The sequence below is a fragment of the Halobacillus sp. A1-3 genome (assembly GCF_050971765.1).
Lineage (GTDB): Bacteria > Bacillota > Bacilli > Bacillales > Halobacillaceae > Halobacillus > Halobacillus mangrovi_B.
On record NZ_JBPCEO010000008.1, the window covers coordinates 95,285 to 115,078 of the forward strand.

The window sequence follows — 19,794 nt, forward strand, 5'->3', positions numbered from 1 at the left end:
AGATCAATCGATTTCGTGAATAAAAAACATTCACTCCATCGCTTGTCTTATGTTTGTCGGGGTCCTCAGGACGAGGGTCAGTTCAACGTTGCACAGGACGTGACGGACTTAGTTGAACCTAAGTCAGGCGCATGCGCTTTTGTTCCAAAAAACTTTAAGGAGTGTGAAAGATGGAGGTAAAGCAGAAGAAAACGTTTGAAGAAGAACAGTGGAATCAAGATTCAGGTAATAACAGAACGCTAAGGAATTTTTCCTGGTTTCTTATCCCGTCCTTGCTAGGGGTCTTATTGTTTCTTTTTCCTATATCCTATGGAGGTAAAATTACAATAGGGGTCGGTGTGATGGCGGAGTCCATCCAAGCATATTTGGAACCTGTCCTGCCTGGTCTTATGACAGGTATTTTGGTAGTATCTGCGATTTTGCCAGTAATCGCAAAAGGGGTAAAGCCAAAGTTCATTATGAATAATACTTTTATGAAACAACTATTCTATGTAAATACGTTTTGGACGATTACGCGTGTAATTGGTGCGGTATTTGCACTTATGACTTTATTTGCTGTAGGTCCTGAATTTATTATCTCAGATGTAACTGGCGGTACGATGTTATATTCATTGGTCCCGGTGCTTGCTGCGTGGTTCCTCTTTGCAGGGTTTTTGATGCCGTTACTAATGGAATTCGGGCTTATGGATTTTATCGGTACGATGCTTCGTAAGGTAATGAGACCTGTATTCAAACTTCCTGGGCGTTCATCCATCGATGCTTTGGCTTCGTGGATGGGAGCGGGAACCGTTGGTGTATTAATTACAACAAAGCAGTACGAAGAAGGATATTATACGAAACGTGAAGCGTCTATCATCGCAACGAACTTCTCGATCAACTCAATTGCTTTCAGTTTAGTAGTTATAAGTTTTATCGGACTAGAGCAGTACTTTGTTCCGTTCTATTTAACAGTAGTCATCGCAGGTTTAGTGGCTGCCTTTGTTTGTCCGCGTATCCCGCCGTTGTCTAAAAAAGCAGACACGTATTACGAAGGGACCGGACAAAAAATATCTGAGGATACGCCTGAAGGAACTTCCAATTTCAAGTGGGGTCTGGAAAAAGCTCTGAGTAAAGCTTCTGAGGTAAGGGGAGTAAAAGGGGTAGCTACCCAGGGGGTCCAAACGGTGCTCGATATCTACTTTGCGTTAATTCCATTGGTCATGGCGTTAGGAACGGTAGCCTTAATCATTGCTGAATTTACACCATTTTTCACTTATTTATCGATGCCGATTGTTCCGATCCTGCAATGGATGCAGATTCCTGAAGCGGCACAGGCCGCACCGGCTATGCTTGTCGGCTTTGCGGACATGTTCCTGCCGGCTGTTATCGGTTCTGGAATTGAGAGTGAATTGACTCGCTTTGTCATTGCTGCGGTTTCATTGACTCAGTTGATCTACATGTCTGAGATTGGGATCCTGCTCGTAAAATCGAAGATTCCTATTTCCGTAGCAGAATTAGCAATTATTTTCTTGCAGCGTACCGTAATTACTCTTCCGATCATTGTAATCATCGCTCATTTCATATTCTAGGAGGTAACGATTATGAACCCAACATTTGAAGATTTATATAAACGATTGCCAGATTTGCTAGCGCCGAGTATGGCCAAGGACCATCCGAACCTTCCTGTAGAAAAAGAAGAAGGTTGCTACTACTATGGTACCGATGGAAAGAAATATTTAGATTTCACTTCAGGCATAGCTGTAGCTAATACAGGTCACCGCCACCCTAAAGTTGTACAAGCGATTAAGGAAGGGGCAGACCAACTCATGCATGGCCCGTCAGGAGTGATCATGTATGATTCCATATTGAGAGTCGCTGATCGTCTTCAAAACCTTTTGCCGGGGAATCTTGATTGCTTCTTTTTTGCCAACAGTGGAACAGAAGCTATAGAAGGGGCGCTGAAGCTAGCTAAATACGCGACAAAACGCCCTTATACCATATCTTTTACTGGTTGCTTCCATGGTAGGTCGCTTGGTGCTCTTGGTGTTAGTACTTCTAAAAGTAAATACCGGAAATTTCTGCAGCCGAATGGTCTGACCTATCAGCTTCCTTATGCGGATGCTTCAAGTTGTCCAGAAGGTGAGGATGTCGCTGAGTATTGTGTGAATAAGCTGGAAAAAGATTTTGAAATGCTTTTCGACCATCAGGTGACGCCTGAGGAAGTAGCTTGTGTGATTGTTGAGCCGGTCCTTGGGGAAGGTGGATATATTATTCCCCCGAAAGAATGGCTGCAAAAGATACGTGAGATTTGCGACCAGCATGGCATCCTGCTGATTTTTGATGAAGTCCAAACAGGGTTTGGACGAACGGGGGAATGGTTTGCTGCTCAAACCTTTGGAGTTACTCCGGATATTATGGCCATTGCAAAAGGTATAGCATCAGGCATGCCTCTCAGCGCAACGGTTGCTTCTAAAGAGCTTATGAGCAAATGGCCGATGGGCACACATGGAACCACTTTCGGGGGCAATCCGATCGCTTGCTCGGCAGCCCTTGCTACATTGGATGTGCTTGAAGAGGAAAAATTAGTTGAGAACTCGAAGCAGCTTGGTGCTTATGCGGTAGAGCGCATAAAGGAAATTAGAGATAAGCATAAAGTGATCGGCGATGTCAGAGGCGTCGGTCTTATGATCGGGATTGAAATCATTGATCCTGAAACGGGAGCTCCTGATGGAGAAGGGATGATGAAGATCTTAGATCTGTCTTTAGAAAAAGGTGTATTGTTCTATTTGTGTGGCAAACATCAAGAAGTCATCCGTATGATCCCGCCTTTAATTGTAACGAAAGAGCAGATTGATCAAGGGTTGGCAGTTTTCGAAGAAGCTGTGATGGAATATGAAAAAGAAAGTCATTTCGTGTCAGTGATTTAAATATATTAATAATGAAGCATCGCCCCTGAAGGTACAGTGCCTTCAGGGGCTTTTTTAGTGAGCGAAATTGTTTATTTAATATTCATGTAAAAAATCCTGACATGAGTATTGTGTTAATATTCAGATTTTGTTAGAGTATTATTTAACATACATTGTTAAGAAATCTAACATAAAGGAGATAATTTGGAAATGGATGCATCGTTCTTAATGAATAACTTGTGGATTATCGTGTGTACGATTCTTGTCTTGCTTATGCAGGGGGGATTTATTTTACTTGAAGCAGGGTCGACGAGAATGAAAAATGCCGGCCATATTGCTGGTAAGACTGTTTTCACTGTAGGAATTGTATCCCTTGTGTTCTGGGCGCTCGGCTATGGACTCATTTATGGAGAAGGAAATGCGATTATCGGTTTATCTAATTTCTTTTACGGCGATGCAACAACAATGGGAGAAGGACTTGCCGGATCTGTTGACTTCCTGTTCCAGCTGGCATTTGCAGCTATAGCGATGACAATTGCTTTCGGTGGGTTTGCTGAACGGGCGAAATTAATTGCCTATGTTATATTTGCTATTTTATTTTCTATCGTCATCTATCCGGTCATCGCTCACTGGATTTGGGGAGGCGGCTGGTTAGCTGAACACGGCAAGCAGGATTTTGCAGGTTCAACCGTTGTACACTTAACAGGAGCCATGGCAGCTCTTGCGGCGACGATCATTTTGAAGCCGCGTATTGGTAAGTACAATAAAGATGGTTCTTCCAATGAAATCGCGGGGCACAACCAAGTGTTTACAGCATTAGGTGTATTGATTCTTTGGGTGGGCTGGTTCGGTTTTAACGCAGGAAGTACTTTTGGTGTCGCAGATGCTTTCTTTGGTTATGTAGCGTTAAATACTCAATTAGCCGCCGGGGCTGGAGCTGTTGGAGCTATGTTAATGGTATGGGCGGTTACAGGAAAAGCGGATGTTCCGACTACGTTAAATGGAGCCTTAGCCGGTCTTGTTGCGATTACCGCTTCCTGTGCCTTTGTGGAACCATGGGCTGCTGTCATCATTGGACTTGTTGGAGGAGCTTTCGTATTTTTCAGTATGAGATTCTTTGATAAAAGAAGAATTGACGATCCGATCTTTGCGTTATCTGTACACGGAACTGTCGGAGTATGGGGAACTCTCTCCAATGGATTGTTTGCTACTCCGGAGCTTGCTACTGTTGGACGTCCGGGCTTATTTTACGGAGGAGGATTTGAGCAACTTGGGGTTCAAATTCTTGGCGTTGTAAGCTGCGGCCTTTATGCCTTTTTGGTATCGTACATTATTTTGAAGGTCATGGATAAAGCCATGGGAGGCCTTCGTGTTACAGAAGAAGAGGAGATTATGGGGCTGGACTTGAGTGAACACGGTGGCTATGGATATCCTGAGAACTTAACACCGCCTAATTCAAAGTCTGGAGCTTAAACTTAACTAAAAGGAATGGATAGTTGTGTTCAATACGTATGAAGAAATCAAGCAATGGAGAGAAGAAACGCTTGATTCAGTCGCTGATGACCACCATCAATTGAATGCGTTCCACGACCAAGTCATGTACCAAACCGTAAGAATTGCAATGGATCATATCGAAAGTGAGCAGGGGAAACCACCTGCTCCTTTCGCATTTTTTCTCATGGGGAGTGCCGGTCGGTTTGAACAGTCTGTGTGGAGCGATCAGGATCAGGGGATTATTTTCAATGGATCAGAAGATTTCCAGGAATACTTCTTAAAACTCGGAGCCGAAATCAGTTATGGGATGGATGTCGTTGGCTATGAAAAGTGTGAAGGAAACGTCATGGCATCCAATGCGTTGTGGTGTCGTTCGCTCGGTTCTTTTGAGAAGCTGATAGAAGAATGGTTGCTTGAGGAAAGTTGGCAGTCGCTAAGAAACTTCTCGATCTTTACTGATTCAAGGGTGTTAATAGGGGATGAAAATTTGCTGATGCAGCTTAAAAATGCTTCTTTCTCTATGTTGGAAGCTTATCCCCATTTATATTCCCGTTTGATTGACAACTTTGAATTCATTAAAAAAGGAGTGGGGGTTTTCGGGCAGCTCCTTCCTGAACATGGGCAAGGGTCGGATGGAGAAATTCATTTAAAGCAAACCGCTTATTTTCCATACGTCAACGGCCTTAGAGTTTTGGCCTTGAAAAAAGGGGTTTGTGCAGCACCAACCTTGGATAGATTCGAAATCCTTACTTATAATTATCCTTTTCTTGAAGCTTACGAAAAGAATTTCAGAGAACTGCTCGATTTTCGTCTGAAGTTTAGAAAGTCTGCAACAAGTTATGATAAGGTACACTTACTTCCACTTAAATTATTGTCAAAACAGGACAAACAGAAGTTAAAGTTTCTAATTAGAAGAGGACAAAAGCTCTTCTCTAAATGTAAATCAATGCTTCACGAAGAGGATGCCTTATGAATCCTTTTGTCCAATTCGTAAAAGGTTTGTCTGACAGGCTTGGCAGCGGCTTCTCTTCTTTAAATCAGAATGACCCTTCAAAAGTGGCCTATGTAAGAAATCTGGAACGACAATTGAGAAATAAAGATACGCTTGATGTTCCATTTGAAGAACTCGCAGTAGTAGTATTCGATTTAGAAACGACAGGGTTTTACCCTTACAAGGGAGACGAAATTCTTTCGATTGGTGCTGTGAAAGTAGAGGGGACGAAGATACTTCACGATCAAACCTTCTACTCTCTTGTGTATAGTGAGTCAGCACCTTCAGAAGAAATTACAAAGCTCACAGGCATTACTGGGGAGATGTTATTAGAATCTCCGGCTCTGCGTGATGTGCTGAAGGATTTTTACTCCTATGTAAAAACGAATACGCTAGTCGCTCACCATGCGAACCATGAAAAGCAATTCATGAATCATGCCACATGGCTTGCTTTGAGGAAGAACTTCCAACACCGGATTGTAGATACATCCTTTTTAACGAAAATCGTTCATAAGGAGAAAGATCTGATTAGCCTTGATGACTGCTGTGCGCACTACGAAATCGGTATTAAGCATCGACACCACGCCTTCCATGATGCGATGGCCACTGCAAGGCTTTGGGTTGAAAGCATAAAGGATATTCAACAGTTAGGATTTCAAAATCTAAATGACGTTTATACTTATTTGGCTACCCTAAAGTAAGACAAATAAGAACCCTCTCCTTCATTTCAGGAGAGGGCTTTTTCAGTTATTGATTCATGATTTCTGCAACGATCTCATAAGATCGGAGCCGGGCTGAATGATCATAAATTTGGGAAATGATCATCATTTCATCTGCTTCTGTTTCAGCCTGGAAATTTTCGAGTTTTTCTTTAACAGTTTCAGGACCTCCGATAATCGAAGCCCCTAACTGTTGCTGTAAGGCTGCCTTTTCACCAGCAGTCCAGATCTCATCCATGTTATCGACTGGAGGCTGGAGAAGGTGATTTGTATTACGTACAAGGTTTAGAAACTGTTGCTGTAAAGATGTAGCCAAGCGTTCTGCTTCTTCATCTGTATCAGCTGCAATCACGTTTACACCGACCATATCGTACGGTTCGTCCAATATGGAAGAAGGGGTGAAAGTGCGACGATATAAATCTAGTGCGCCTAGTGTATTATTCGGTGAGAAGTGGCTTGCAAACGAAAATGGAAGACCAAGCTGACCGGCAAGCTGGGCGCTGAACCCGCTTGATCCTAGTAGCCAAATAGGAATATTCAAGCCTTCACCTGGAATAGCTCTAATTCGATTTTCTCCCTCAAAATACCCTCGTAATTCATCCACTTGTGCTGGGAAGTTTTCAGCTCTACTGTTCAAATCACGACGAAGGGCCTGGGCAGTAAGCTGATCTGTCCCTGGTGCACGTCCTAAGCCGAGGTCGATTCGCCCAGGAAAGAGCGTTTCAAGCGTACCGAATTGCTCCGCGATTATAAGTGGTGCATGGTTAGGCAGCATCACTCCGCCTGATCCGACACGAATAGATGAAGTATTATGGGCTACATGACTGATAGCAATAGATGTTGCTGAGCTTGCGATAAACGGCATATTGTGGTGCTCGGCCATCCAATACCTTGTAAAACCCCATTTTTCTACGTGCTTAGCTAAGTCCACGGTGTTGCGGAAAGAATCAGCCGGACTTCCTCCTTCGATGACGGGGGCAAGGTCTAATACGGAAAACTTTGTATCTTGGAGTGTCATTTTTTTTCATCCTCATTTCTTTTAAAATCATATCATTCATCGTATCAGGGTTATTTCGTGTCTCAAAATAATCTGTTTACAGATTCCAATATCATATTTCTGTTTGATAAGACGAAAAAATACAAGATATTAAAAAAACACATTGACGAAAGCGTTTACAAGGAGTATAGTCTACTTAAGGTAATCGATTACGTAAACGATTAACTGAGTTTTAGAAATGAGGATTAACCATGGTTTCCATTAAAGATGTTGCAAAAAAAGCCCAAGTCTCTACAGCTACCGTATCTCATGTGATCAATGAGACAAGATTTGTAGCAGAAGAGACCAAGCAAAAAGTATACCTGGCGATGAAGGACTTGAATTACCAGCCAAACCGAATTGCCAGAAGCCTTAGAAGCCGTAAATCGAATACGATCGGACTTTTGGTTCCATTAGTTGCAGAAGATACATCCAATTTTTTCTTCATGAGCATTGCTAATGGAATTGAAAAGGTGTTGAAAGAGAATGGCTATAACTTAATACTTAGCAATTCCAATGAAGATGAAGTAACGGAAAAAAATCAAATTCGCGTTTTTAATACGCAATTGATTGACGGATTGGTCATAGCCCCTGTAAACGGGGAGGATTCAGCGTATAAGAAGGAATTAACAGGCGACTATCCAGTCGTTTATATTGACCGTCATCCGAGCGGTATTGAAGGGGATATGGTTCTTGTTGATAACCTTCGAGGAGCATATGAAGCTGTCAGTGCTCTACTTAACAAAGGATACGAACGGATTGGCTTTATCACAGGCACCCTTGGGATTACCACTAGTGATGAACGCTTAAAAGGGTATAAACAAGCCCTGGAAGAAAAAGCGATTCCCGTAAGAAAAGAGTTTATTAAAGAAGGACCAGCAACATTTGAACAAGGGTATCAATTAGCGAAAGAACTTCATGAAGCAGAAGTGTCTGCTTTGTTTGTTGCAAATAATGTCATGACAATGGGCGCTGTTTCTTACCTTCAGGAACATCAGGTTAAGATTCCTGAGGAAATTGGCATCATAGGATATGACGATTATGATTGGATGAAGATTACTTCTCCCCCCTTATCGGTCGTCAGACAGCCAGCGTTTGAGATTGGAAAAGTAGCCGTTGAGCAACTGCTTAAGAGAATAAATGGATCAAAAGAGAAATATACAGAAGTCATTCTCGATTCAGAGTTGGTACAGAGAGGTTCCTTTTAAAGAGAACCTTCTCTTTTTAACCATAAAGTAAACGATTACGTAAACGTTTTTATGGAGTGATAGGTTATGCGTGAGCGTTCAATTATGAAATGGGAGGTACGGAGAATGAAGAAATTATTGTATTTGTTGGCAGGGGTTCTAGTGGTGCTGATGCTTGCGGCTTGTTCGAGTGACAGTTCAGCTAATTCAGAAGCAGATAGTGGTAGTTCAGGGGAGAATCAAACAAGTGACACAGTGGAAACTGGTTCAGTGGATACAAGTGTTGAAGCTACAGGTGATGAAGATGTAACGCTTGATTTCTGGATTCACCAAACAGGGGAAGACGAGACAAACGCGTACATTGAATTGATTGATGCATTCAACAAAGAGCATGACGACATTCATGTAAACGCAGAAGTCATCATTGATGACGGAGCAAGTGCTTACAGTGACAGTATTAATGCTGCTCTTGTAGCTGGAAACCTGCCGGATGTGATGGCAGTTGACGGCCCTTACGTCTCAAGCTTTGCTGAAGCTGGAGTGATTCAGCCGATCGATAAATATATTGACGAAGAAACAAAAAGCCAATATGTAGATTCGATCATTCAACAAGGCACATACAACGATAAATTGTATTCCTTAGGAGCAATGGAAGCTTCCGTCATGCTGTATTACAACAAAGACTTGTTGGATGAAGCAGGGATTGAGCCGGCTAATTCTATAGAAGAAGCATGGACGTGGGATGAATTGATGGAGAATTCTAAGAAGCTGACGACTGAAGACCGTTATGGACTGAACTTATTTATGAACTACGGCGTTGGTGAATGGTTGACGTTTATGGGTGCACCTCTTGTCTGGTCTAACGGAGGCGCGCTGATTTCAGAAGATGGTACAAAAGTGGATGGCTATTTAAATAGTCCTGAAACCATTGAAGCTTTAAACTATGTGAAAGATCTATTTGCGGAAGGTGTTGTTACAGATAGCCCTGGTGAAATGCAGTTTGAGGAAGGAAATGCAGCCCTTGCTTTAGGAGGGCCATGGATTGCGGTTTCTGCTGAAGACGCAGGCTTAAACTGGGGGATGATGCCTTACCCTTACAAAGACGAAAAAGTGTCTCCATCTGGAAGCATGGCTTATGCTGTAACTAATAATACAGAAAATCCTGAAGCAGCTGTCGAGCTTATGAAGTGGATGACAAATGAAGAAGCAACAATCAAAATCTCGAAAGCCACAGGCATGCCGCCGGCACAGAAATCTGCATTCGAAAACATGGATAAATTCAATGAGCTTCCATGGAGCATTATGAAGGAACAAGTCATTCAAACGGCCCATGCCCGCCCAGCTACACCTGCTTATCCGGTATTGACAGATGCGTTTGCTCAATCTTTCCATGCCGCTGCACTAGGGGAAGATGTAGAGAGTGTGGTGGAACAGCAGGTTCAACGTGTCGAGCGTGAATTGAAACGTTTTGAAGAGTAGTCCAACGAATGATCGGGGCCTGTGAGTGTTACAGGCTCCAGGTCATTTATAAGACCGTCCGTCTAAGGGGTTGAAAGAGAGGGTGAACAAATATGAAAGGGAATAGTTCTTCTGCGAAACAACTGACCGATCATGATCATTATAAAGCTCCATCTGAACCGTCTATCAAAAAGGTGCCGCCAAAGAGGAAGAAAAGAAGGAATTCACAGGCCTTCCAAGAGGCTATTACAGGATACTTCTTTCTAGCGCCTGCATTAATTCTTCTGGGAGTATTTCTTTTGTATCCGATGGGAGCTGCTTTCTATTATAGTTTTACAGATTTCTATATTTTAAAACCTGATGATATTTCTTTTATAGGGTTCGAGAATTTCTCTTATATATGGCAGGATGCTCAATTCCGACAAGCTTTTTGGAATACCGTTTACTTTTCTGTCATCGTCGTTCCTGTTCAGCTGGCGGTCGCGTTAGGACTTGCGTTGCTTATTAATAAGAAATTAAAGTTCCGCGTATTTTTCCGAACTGCATTTTTCTCACCTGTAGTGATGTCTCTGGTCGTGGTCTCAATTCTCTGGACGTTTATGTACAATCCCAATGAAGGGTTGATCAATCAGCTTCTCGGAGTCATAGGAATTTCACCACAACCATTTCTAACAAGCCCTGATCAGGCGATGAATTCAATCATTGTAATGTCTGTCTGGCAAGGGGCCGGTTTTCAGATGATGATCTTCCTGGCGGGGCTTCAAAACATTCCGAACCATTTATATGAAGCTGCAGATATTGATGGAGCAACTAGTTGGCAGAAATTTTTACATGTGACTTTGCCAGGTTTGAAAAACATTGCCTTGTTCATTTTTATTACGATTAGTATTGCTGCCTTTAAATTACTTGTTCAGCCGATGATCATGACACAGGGTGGACCGCTTGGATCTACCAAGTCTCTGGTCTATCACATCTATGAAACTGGATTTAACTATAGAGATGTGGGTTATGCATCAGCAATGGCAGTCGTATTTACAATGATTGTACTTACTATCACAATTATTCAGCGTGTCCTCATTCGTGAGGAGAGGGGGTAAAAGCTATGAAAAGAAAGAAAGGGATTCAGAGAGTCGTCTTATATGTTTCTTTGATTTTACTCACATTCATCTTTCTCTTTCCTTTAGTATGGATGTTTGTTTCATCGCTGAAAGATGAGTTTCAAATTTTCAGAGATATGAAATCACTAAAAGCCTTTTTGCCTCCAGCTCCTAATGAAGTAGAAGGTGGATACCTGCACAATTATATCGCAGCTTTTCAACGTGTAGACCTTATGAAGTACATTTTGAATAGCTTGATTTATACAACCGGCATTATTATCTTTGGGCTTATTGTCAATTCAATGGCTGGTTATGCATTGGCACGGTTCCGTTTTCCACTGGCTGGTTTCTGGCTTGGGGTCATTATCGCGACTCTGATCATTCCACCAGAAAGTATCTTCCTGCCCCTCTACGTTTTGGTGTATGACCTTGGGTGGGTAAATACGTACACAGGTTTGATTGTACCGTTTATCGCGAATGCTTTTGCTATCTTTTTATTCCGTCAGTTTTTCCTCGACTTTCCTAAAGAATTGGAGGAAGCGGCTAAAATCGATGGTTGTTCTCAAATCGGTATCTTCTTCCGCATTATTGTTCCACTCTCTAAACCGGTGTTTGCTACTGTGGCGATTGTCTTATTTATCAACCACTGGAATGACTTCCTATGGCCGCTTGTTGTAGCTTCGGATGAGAGTATGCGTACAATCCAAATTGGCCTTCAATACTTCATGAACGAACCACCAATTAAGTGGGGGCAAGTGATGGCTGCATTAACGATTGCCACTGTGCCCATGCTATTGATTTTTGCTTTCCTTCAAAGGTACTACGTACAAGGATTAACACACACAGGTTCAAAAAACTAAATGAGTTTTGCGAAAAATGCCAGGCGGAAAGTGGATAAACTTCGCCTGACATGAAGGATTAATTATTGTTGGAAGGAGTGCCATGACATATGATTCAAAACCAACCGTTGATGACGAATGGGTATTATCAGGAAAGGTATCGACCCCACATTCATTTTACCCCAGAACAAATGTGGATGAATGATCCTAATGGACTTGTTTACTTTGAAGGAGAGTATCATCTCTTCTATCAATATCATCCAGATAGTAAACAGTGGGGCCCCATGCACTGGGGACACGCTGTTAGTAAGGATCTAATAGCGTGGGAACATCTACCCGTAGCGCTCTATCCGGATGATCTTGGTATGATTTTTTCGGGGAGTGCTGTGGTGGACCACAAGGACACAAGTGGTTTTTTCGATGGAAAACCGGGACTTGTTGCTGTATTTACCCACGCAGATGGAGACTTGCAGAGGCAGAGCATCGCCTATAGTAAAGACCGGGGGAGAACCTGGGTGAAATATGACGAAAATCCGGTCATTCAAAACCCTGGCTTCAAGGACTTTCGTGATCCCAAGGTTTTCTGGCACGAGATGACACAAAAGTGGGTGATGGTGCTTGCTGCAGGGAGAAAAGTTCAATTCTATACCTCTCCTGACGTGAAACAGTGGACCTATGTTAGTGAATTTGGAGAAGGTTGGGGGGAACAAGAAGGGGTATGGGAATGTCCAGATCTTTTCCCTATAACCAATGAAGTGACCGGGGAAAAGAAATGGGTGCTGCCGATCGGGATTGATGCCGGCGCTCCTTCAGGCGGATCAGGAACCCAGTATTTTATCGGGTCCTTTGATGGAAAGCACTTTGTTCCTCATCAGCCGAAAGAATCTGTGCGCTGGCTTGACTACGGCAAAGACTTTTATGCATCGCAGTCATTTTCCGATGTCCCAGGGAGAAGGGTGGTCCTTGCCTGGATGAGCAATTGGCAATATGCCAATGACGTGCCAACAGATCCGTGGAGAAGTGCCATGACGATACCGAGGGAATTGAGTTTATCTATGGTTGATGGTCAGGAACGACTTATGCAAAAGCCTATTACAGAGCTTACGAAGTTGATAGAAAATCGAATTGAAAATGAGCCTTTCTCCCTTAAAGAAAAGCAATCAATCGAGCTCATCCAGCCTGCTTCTCCTTTTTTATGGGAATTAGATATGGAAATTGAGAAGGGAGGCGCGTTCGAAGGACGGTTATTTGGAAAGCAGGAAGCAGGTCTGAGGGTTGGCATTGATCGCGAAAGAAATGCTATATACGTTCAAAGAGACCGGACAGAGATTGATTTCTCGAAGGAATATGTTTGTACTTGTGAGGCACCTTTGAGCGGCGATCGCTCGTCCTTTCATCTCAAACTAGTATGTGACCACTCCTCGGTCGAATTATTTGTTGGTGATGGAGAAATAAGTATGACGAATTTATACTTACCGGCAGCAGATCACGAAACTAAGTTAAAGGTGGAAGCGGTCCGAGGCACGGTAGAAGTGAAACAATCGTCGGTTTTTGAAATGACATCTGTCTGGAGACAAAACTCTTAAAGAAAGAACAGGAGGGTGAAGATGAAAGGTACAGGGAACGTCATTTACCTTGTATGTGACTGGTTGATGCGGCTTGCGATTTTAAATGTATTGTGGATCGCTTTTACACTTATGGGTGGCGGGTTTTTTGGTATCTTTCCTGCTTCTGCAGCCTGTGTAGCTTTATTGAAAGAGTGGATAGCTGATCGGCGTCCTGCTCCGATAGCGTTTTATTGGCAGGTCTATAAACGAACCTTTATTTCTGCGAATGTCGTGTTCCTAAGTACGTTTGTTTTACTGATTCTTTTAGGGTTCAACATCTATACCAGTCTTCAATTCACAGGGGTATGGTTCTACCTTTTTTTCAGCGGTACCGTGTTTTTGGGCGCAGGGGTATTGATGACAGCAACCTTATCGTTTATCCCTCTAAGTCATGGAAGAAAGGCAAAAGAAGCTTTGAAAAACGCCATTCATCTTCTATTGCTTCACCCTGGTCGTCTCCTTTCTTTTATCGCCGGGTTTGCCCTGCTTCTATTGTGTATTCGGTTCATACCTGGCATCCTGCCGTTGTATTCCGTAAACATCATTCTTATGTTAACTGTCCTTTTGTTTCCTTTTAAACAAGAGGCTCAAGAGCCCGTCTGACTGTAAAGAAAGCACAGACGGGTTTTCTTTTTACGTTGATTTTTAAAAAGAACAGCGCACTAATTTGATAGCGCTTACAAATTAAAAGGAGGAAAATCACTTGAGAAGTGTTATCCGGCGATCCACTACCGTTTTGACGATTGCCATGTTAATAATGGCTTTGTTTCCAACCTATACGATGGCTGAGGAGGGGGCACAAGAGAGTCAAGGAGCTTCGCCTGATCAATATCGTTCCCAATTTCATTATTCACCAGCTGAAAATTGGATGAATGACCCGAATGGAATGGTCTATTATGATGGGGAATATCATTTATTCTATCAGCATAATCCAACAGGGAATCAATGGGGACCGATGTATTGGGGGCATGCGGTCAGCAAAGACTTAATTAATTGGGATGAACTCCCTATCGCATTGTATCCGGATGAAAAGGGGTTTATCTGGTCAGGCAGCGTAGTTGTAGATAAACAGAATACCACTGGGTTTCAAACGGGTGATCAAGCGCCTATGGTCGCTGTCTTCACTCATGAAAAAGGAGGCCACCAAACTCAAAGTCTTGCTTACAGTAATGATAAAGGACGAACTTGGACGAAGTATGAAGGAAATCCGGTCATTGAAATGCCGGAGGATACGGATATTTTTAGGGATCCAAAAGTATTCTGGCATGAAGGAACAGCTCAATGGAAAATGGTTGTGTCAGCGGGACAGAGTATCGAATTTTACCAATCTAATAATCTAAAAGATTGGCAGCATTTTGACACCTTTGAGCGTCCGGCAAATGCTAAAGGGGTTTGGGAGTGTCCGGATCTAGTAGAACTACCGGTAGACGAAGATGGAAATGAAAAGAAATGGGCACTTATGACGAGCGTGAGTGAAGGTTCTTCCGCCGGAGGTTCTGGCATGGAGTACGTGGTGGGGGATTTTAACGGGGAATCGTTCACTACAGAAATGAAACCACATCCTTTAGATTATGGAGCAGACATGTATGCCGGAGTAACATGGAACAACCTGCCGAAAGAAGATGGACGAACAGTTCTGCTTGGCTGGATGAATAATTGGCAGTATGGGCAGGACATTCCTACAGAAAACTTCCGTGGAGCTATGTCCATTCCGCGGGAATTGACTCTTCGTACAGCAGAAGATGGAACATATCAGCTGCAACAGCAGCCCGTAGCTGAATTCGCACAGCTAAGGGGGGAAACTGTAGAGCGAAAAAATGAAATAGTGAAAGAAGGAAGTCAGAAGCTCGGCGATCGTGTCAATGACTTGCTTGAAATAACCGCTTCTTTTGATATCGATCAGACGACGGCTGATTCATTTGGATTTACGTTGACGAATGAAAACGATCAAGCGACGACGATTGTTTATGACATAAAAGAGAAGAAGTTGGTGGTTGACCGTACTGCATCGGGAGAAAGTGACTTCTCAGCCGATTTTGCAGCCGTTCATGAAGCTCCATTAAAGGTAGAGGACGGGAAAGTTCAAATGAGAATACTTTTGGATCGGTCTTCTGTGGAAGTGTTTGGGAATGAAGGGACGACGGTTCTGACCGATCAGATATTCAGAGATGTGTCCACTTCTACGCTGGAAATGTTCAGTACTGGAGGAGAGGCGTATCTCAGCCAATTGAACGTCACGGATTTGAACACGGCGAACGTTGAACCTTGGAAAATGAGTGTTCCTGACGACGTTCCGAACACCTTGGAAAATGGAGATTTTGAAACGGGAGATTTAACAGGATGGACGGCGAGCGGAAGTGCCTTTACACACGGGGTTTCTCAAACGGAAACGTATTGGGACGGAAAACCTTTTGAACAGGTAGGAAACTACCACCTTTGGGGTTTTTCAGAAGATGTTAGTGATTCGGATTTTCGAACAGGGACGCTTCAATCTGATCCTTTTCAATTAAGCGGGAAAGGGCAAGTGGAATTTCTTATTGGAGGTGGGCAGGATAAGGAACGCTTATATGTAAGCCTTGTCCGAGCGTCAGACGGGAAGGAACTTTTCAAGGCTACAGGAGCGAACGACGAGAAGTACCGCCGTGTTTCCTGGGATGCCAGTGCTTATCTAGGGGAAACGCTTTACTTGAAAGTAGTTGATTACCATAATGATGGATTTGGCCATATTAACGTCGATGATTTTCAAGTGTTTACAGAAGGAGAGCCCATAAGAGATGAGCTCGAGAACGGTGACTTTGAAACGGGTGATTTAACAGGATGGACTGTCGTTGAGGGAGATGCTTTCAGCCCTGCTGACGTAACCAATGATACGGATTGGGGCTGGGGAGGACCGTTCAATCATCAGGGGGACTACCATCTGTGGGGCGTTAAAGACGGTGGTGACGAGCAAACCGGCGTTCTGCGTTCATCTTCCTTTATCTTATCTGGAACAGGAACGATTTCTTATTTGATTGGTGGAGGGAATGACCCTGATAACTTGTATGTAGCCCTGGTGAGGGCTTCTGATGGGCAAGAATTGATGAAAGCAACCAATACCAAATGGAATGACTCAGAAGAATATTCGAAAGTCGTTTGGGATGCTTCAAAGTATTTAGGTGAAGAAGTGTATCTGAAAGTCGTTGACAGCTCTACGGAAGGCTGGGGACATATCAATGTCGATGACTTCCAAGTGAAGCACACCGGTCCGCTTGCTCATTGGTCGTTTGATGAACAAGAAGGAAAAGTTACGATAGAGAAAGTTAGTAGACAATCTGATCCTGTGCAATACGTGTTTAATGACGCGGTGTATAAACAATCGTCCGATCCTTTATGGCGGCCAGGATTGGTAGGGAACGCCTTATTATTTGATGGGTATTCCACATGGGTGACTCATGGGAATGACCAATTTGTGCAACCAAAAGATGCCCTTACCATAGAAGGATGGGTAGCCCCACGAGCGTATGAGTGGGGAGACCTTAATCAAATATCAGCGATCGTCAATCAGCATAACAAATCAAAAGGCGAAGGGTTTATTTTAGGAATGGGGCGCCACGGTAAACTTTCTTTCCAGGCAGGTATTAATGGAGATTGGCTAGAGGTTTCCACAATGCCTGACCAAGAGTTGAAAAAGGATAAGTGGTCTCATGTAGCGGCTACTTACAATCGGAATGACCAATCGATGAGACTTTACTTAAATGGAGAACTGGTAGACCAGACAGAAACAACCAATGGAAGTATAACACCGTCCAGCGAAGATCTATTGATTGGCAAACACAACCAGGCGGCTCTTATTAATGGGGTGTTTGATGCTAACATGTTCAATGGGTTGATGGATGAAGTGAAAATATCAAATGAAGCGAGGTCAGCAGAACAAATTCAGCAAGATTATCAGTCTATGGTAAATAATTTTGCCGATAATGCTCTCCCTGAACCAGCACTGGACTGGGACCGTACGCGTTACGATGGTGATCAGCATAGACCGCAATATCATTTCATGCCTCCGGAGCATTGGATGAACGAACCACACGCACCGATTTATTATAATGGAAAATATCATATTTTCTATCAAAAAAATCCGCAGGGACCGTATTGGCATCATATCCACTGGGGACATGCGGTGAGTGAGGATCTTGTTCATTGGGAAGAGCTTCCTACAGCTCTGGCACCGGAAGCGGGCTCGGTGGCCCCAGACGGGGTATGGTCCGGCAGTGCAACGCTTGATGAAAATGGAGAACCGGTACTTTTCTTCACGGCAGGGGACGACAGTAAATTTCCGAATCAAATGACGGGACTTGCTGTCAGTGAAGACCCGGGTGACCCTGAATTGAAGGAATGGCGCATGCTTGATGAGCCTGTAACTGTACAGGAAGAAAACCTTCCGGCGGAAGCGGGTGAAGTGATGTACGGACAGTTCCGCGATCCATTTGTTTGGAAAGACGGAGATACCTGGTATCAGTTGATGGGATCAGGGATTGATCAAGTTGGCGGAACGGCGCTGTTATATTCCTCGAAGGATCTGACAAACTGGACTTACGAGAAACCATTCTTTACTGGAGATTCAGAAGCTTATCCGAAGACGGGTGATGTATGGGAACTCCCAGTATTTCTACCACTTGGTAAAGATGAATCGGGAACCGAAAAATATGCGTTCTTTATTAATCCTTGGTTCGATGGATATAGTCCGCATAACGTCAAATACACCTTCTACTGGGTAGGTACGTGGGATATGGAAAACATGGAGTTTGTACCTGATCATGAAGAACCGAAAATGTTTGACTATGGCGAGCATTTCACAGGTCCTAGCGGCATGGTGGATGATGACGGCACGCCGATTTTATTCAGCATTGCTCAAGACAAACGAAGTGAGCAAGAACACTATGACGCAGGCTGGGCGCATAATGCCGGACTGCCTGTGAAACTTTCCTTGAGAAACAATAATGATCTCGGATTGCAACCCATTGAGGAACTGGAATCTTTAAGAGGCGATTCATTGGTATCCTTTGAAAATAAAGCGTTGAAAGAAGCGAATGAGATAATTCAGGATGTGGAAGGCGACATGCTTGAAATTATCTTAGACATTGACCCGAAACAAGCGGATAAAGTGGGCATTAAAGTACGTCAGAGTGAAAATGGAGAAGAAGAAACGCTGGTGTATTACGATGCCACGGAAGAAACGTTTGCGATCGACCGAAATCAGTCCAGCTTGGACCCGGATGTGAGTAAAGGGGTGCAAGGTGGAGAATTGAAATTGAACGGCGACCGTTGGCAACTTCATCTCTATTTGGATCGTTCCATGGTTGAAGCGTATGCAAATGGGCAGAAGAGCATCACTTCGCGCGTGTATCCTACAAGTTATGAAGCTCTTGGAATAGAGCTTTGGAGTGAGGGAGGCGATCCAGAGATTGTTTCAATGGATGTCTGGAAAATGAACGGTGCCTTTGGGGAGACCGCTCCTGTTTATGAAAAAGAAACAGAAACGGTCCAGCCTCATGGTGAGCTTAAAAATCATGATTTTCAATCCGGTGACTTAACTGGCTGGAACATCGTAGAAGGGAACGCCTTCTCTAATGCGCATGTTACAGCAAAGCAGGATTGGGGTTGGGGTGGTCCGTTTGACCAGGCAGAAGACCAGATAGATCCTGAGCGTTATCACCTCTGGGGATTCCTTGAGTCAAGCGGTGGAGACGCAGCCACAGGTATTTTAGAATCACACGCCTTTGAGCTTGGCGGTAATGGAAAGATTGACTTTCTGATTGGTGGTGGCAACAACATCGATCAGCTATCTGTCTCCCTTATTCGTGTGTCGGATGGAAAAGTACTAAAGCAAGCGACAGGAAGAAACCAGGAAACGTACCGTCGAGTCGAATGGGATGCTTCTGAGTATGTAGAAGAGAACCTCTTGATTCGAATTACTGACAAGGCAGAAGGAGGCTGGGGCCATATTAATGTGGATGACATCAACGTCCCTGTGGCTTTGAGTGAAGAAGAGAAACTTCTCGGGCAGCTGAAGGCCATGAATTTGCAGACTGGAAAAGATCTTGATGAGAAAATTGAACTTTATAAGGATGCAGAAGAGAAAATAGAGGAGAAAGAAGAGGCATTAACTTCAATCAAGAAGGAAATGATAGAATTTCTTGAGAAGAAACTAAACTTGAAGAATAAAGAATATACGCTCAGTTCGATCCAGCTCCATTTCTTTGTAAAGCATGTGATTGATGAAACAGGAGCCGATCAACTTTCCGATGCCGGAAAAGTCCAGGGGTATGTGATGAAGAGAGTAAACAAACATGCCACAGGAAAAGAAGTTCGCGGCGTCACCGAAAAATACTTGAAATAGACGAAGAGGTTCTGTTCCAAATCTGGAACAGAACCTCTTTTTGAGCAAACAGCCCTATCTTCTTCAAGCGCTTCTTTGAACCGCCGCACATACAACCACTTCGTA

General features: G+C 43.5%; 13 protein-coding genes. 12 read left to right on the top strand and 1 reads right to left on the bottom strand.

The features are described from left to right. Window positions 1-170: 170 nt before the first annotated feature. The 5 genes from ACRYKC_RS14715 (at window position 171) to ACRYKC_RS14735 (ending at window position 6,071) form a co-directional block, all read left to right on the top strand. Window positions 171-1,568 (top strand): YjiH family protein, encoded by a 1,398-nt coding sequence (locus ACRYKC_RS14715; protein ID WP_433807638.1) that lies wholly within the window; start codon window positions 171-173, stop codon window positions 1,566-1,568. 12 nt (window positions 1,569-1,580) lie between these two features. Continuing rightward, entirely contained in the window at window positions 1,581-2,906 is a 1,326-nt protein-coding gene (locus ACRYKC_RS14720) for an aspartate aminotransferase family protein (protein ID WP_433807640.1), read from the top strand. Between the two features lie 189 nt (window positions 2,907-3,095). Further along, a complete protein-coding gene (locus ACRYKC_RS14725; RefSeq protein ID WP_433807642.1) occupies window positions 3,096-4,358 on the top strand; it encodes an ammonium transporter in 1,263 nt (420 codons plus the stop codon). A gap of 25 nt (window positions 4,359-4,383) precedes the next feature. Next, on the top strand, window positions 4,384-5,352 hold the full coding sequence (locus tag ACRYKC_RS14730) for a DUF294 nucleotidyltransferase-like domain-containing protein (RefSeq protein ID WP_433807644.1): 969 nt from the start codon (window positions 4,384-4,386) through the stop codon (window positions 5,350-5,352). Next, the gene (locus ACRYKC_RS14735; protein ID WP_433807646.1) at window positions 5,349-6,071 is read left to right on the top strand and encodes an exonuclease domain-containing protein; all 723 of its coding nucleotides are present in this window, start codon (window positions 5,349-5,351) and stop codon (window positions 6,069-6,071) included. Before ACRYKC_RS14730 ends, ACRYKC_RS14735 begins: the two co-directional genes overlap by 4 nt. 46 nt (window positions 6,072-6,117) lie before the next feature. Here ACRYKC_RS14735 and ACRYKC_RS14740 read toward each other — a convergent pair whose 3' ends face one another. Next, window positions 6,118-7,107: an LLM class flavin-dependent oxidoreductase gene (locus tag ACRYKC_RS14740; protein ID WP_433807648.1), complete on the bottom strand. Its 990-nt coding sequence runs from the start codon at window positions 7,105-7,107 to the stop codon at window positions 6,118-6,120. A gap of 230 nt (window positions 7,108-7,337) precedes the next feature. On the opposite strand from ACRYKC_RS14740, the gene ACRYKC_RS14745 reads away from it, so the two are divergent. The 7 genes from ACRYKC_RS14745 (at window position 7,338) to ACRYKC_RS14775 (ending at window position 19,689) form a co-directional block, all read left to right on the top strand. Then, a complete protein-coding gene (locus ACRYKC_RS14745) occupies window positions 7,338-8,333 on the top strand; it encodes a LacI family DNA-binding transcriptional regulator (protein ID WP_433807650.1) in 996 nt (331 codons plus the stop codon). Between the two features lie 105 nt (window positions 8,334-8,438). Further along, the gene (locus tag ACRYKC_RS14750) at window positions 8,439-9,791 is read left to right on the top strand and encodes an ABC transporter substrate-binding protein (RefSeq protein WP_433807652.1); all 1,353 of its coding nucleotides are present in this window, start codon (window positions 8,439-8,441) and stop codon (window positions 9,789-9,791) included. A 92-nt stretch (window positions 9,792-9,883) separates the two neighbouring features. After that, entirely contained in the window at window positions 9,884-10,867 is a 984-nt protein-coding gene (locus ACRYKC_RS14755) for a carbohydrate ABC transporter permease (protein WP_433807654.1), read from the top strand. A 5-nt stretch (window positions 10,868-10,872) separates the two neighbouring features. Further along, window positions 10,873-11,727: a carbohydrate ABC transporter permease gene (locus ACRYKC_RS14760; protein WP_433807656.1), complete on the top strand. Its 855-nt coding sequence runs from the start codon at window positions 10,873-10,875 to the stop codon at window positions 11,725-11,727. 89 nt (window positions 11,728-11,816) lie between these two features. After that, window positions 11,817-13,292 carry a glycoside hydrolase family 32 protein gene (locus tag ACRYKC_RS14765; protein ID WP_433807658.1) on the top strand — a complete coding sequence of 492 codons (1,476 nt, stop codon included), beginning with the start codon at window positions 11,817-11,819 and terminating at the stop codon, window positions 13,290-13,292. Window positions 13,293-13,313: 21 nt separating this feature from the next. After that, window positions 13,314-13,916, top strand: coding sequence for a YesL family protein (locus tag ACRYKC_RS14770; protein ID WP_433807660.1), 603 nt, complete (start codon window positions 13,314-13,316; stop codon window positions 13,914-13,916). A gap of 100 nt (window positions 13,917-14,016) precedes the next feature. Further along, window positions 14,017-19,689: a GH32 C-terminal domain-containing protein gene (locus ACRYKC_RS14775; RefSeq protein ID WP_433807662.1), complete on the top strand. Its 5,673-nt coding sequence runs from the start codon at window positions 14,017-14,019 to the stop codon at window positions 19,687-19,689. Window positions 19,690-19,794: the final 105 nt, after the last annotated feature.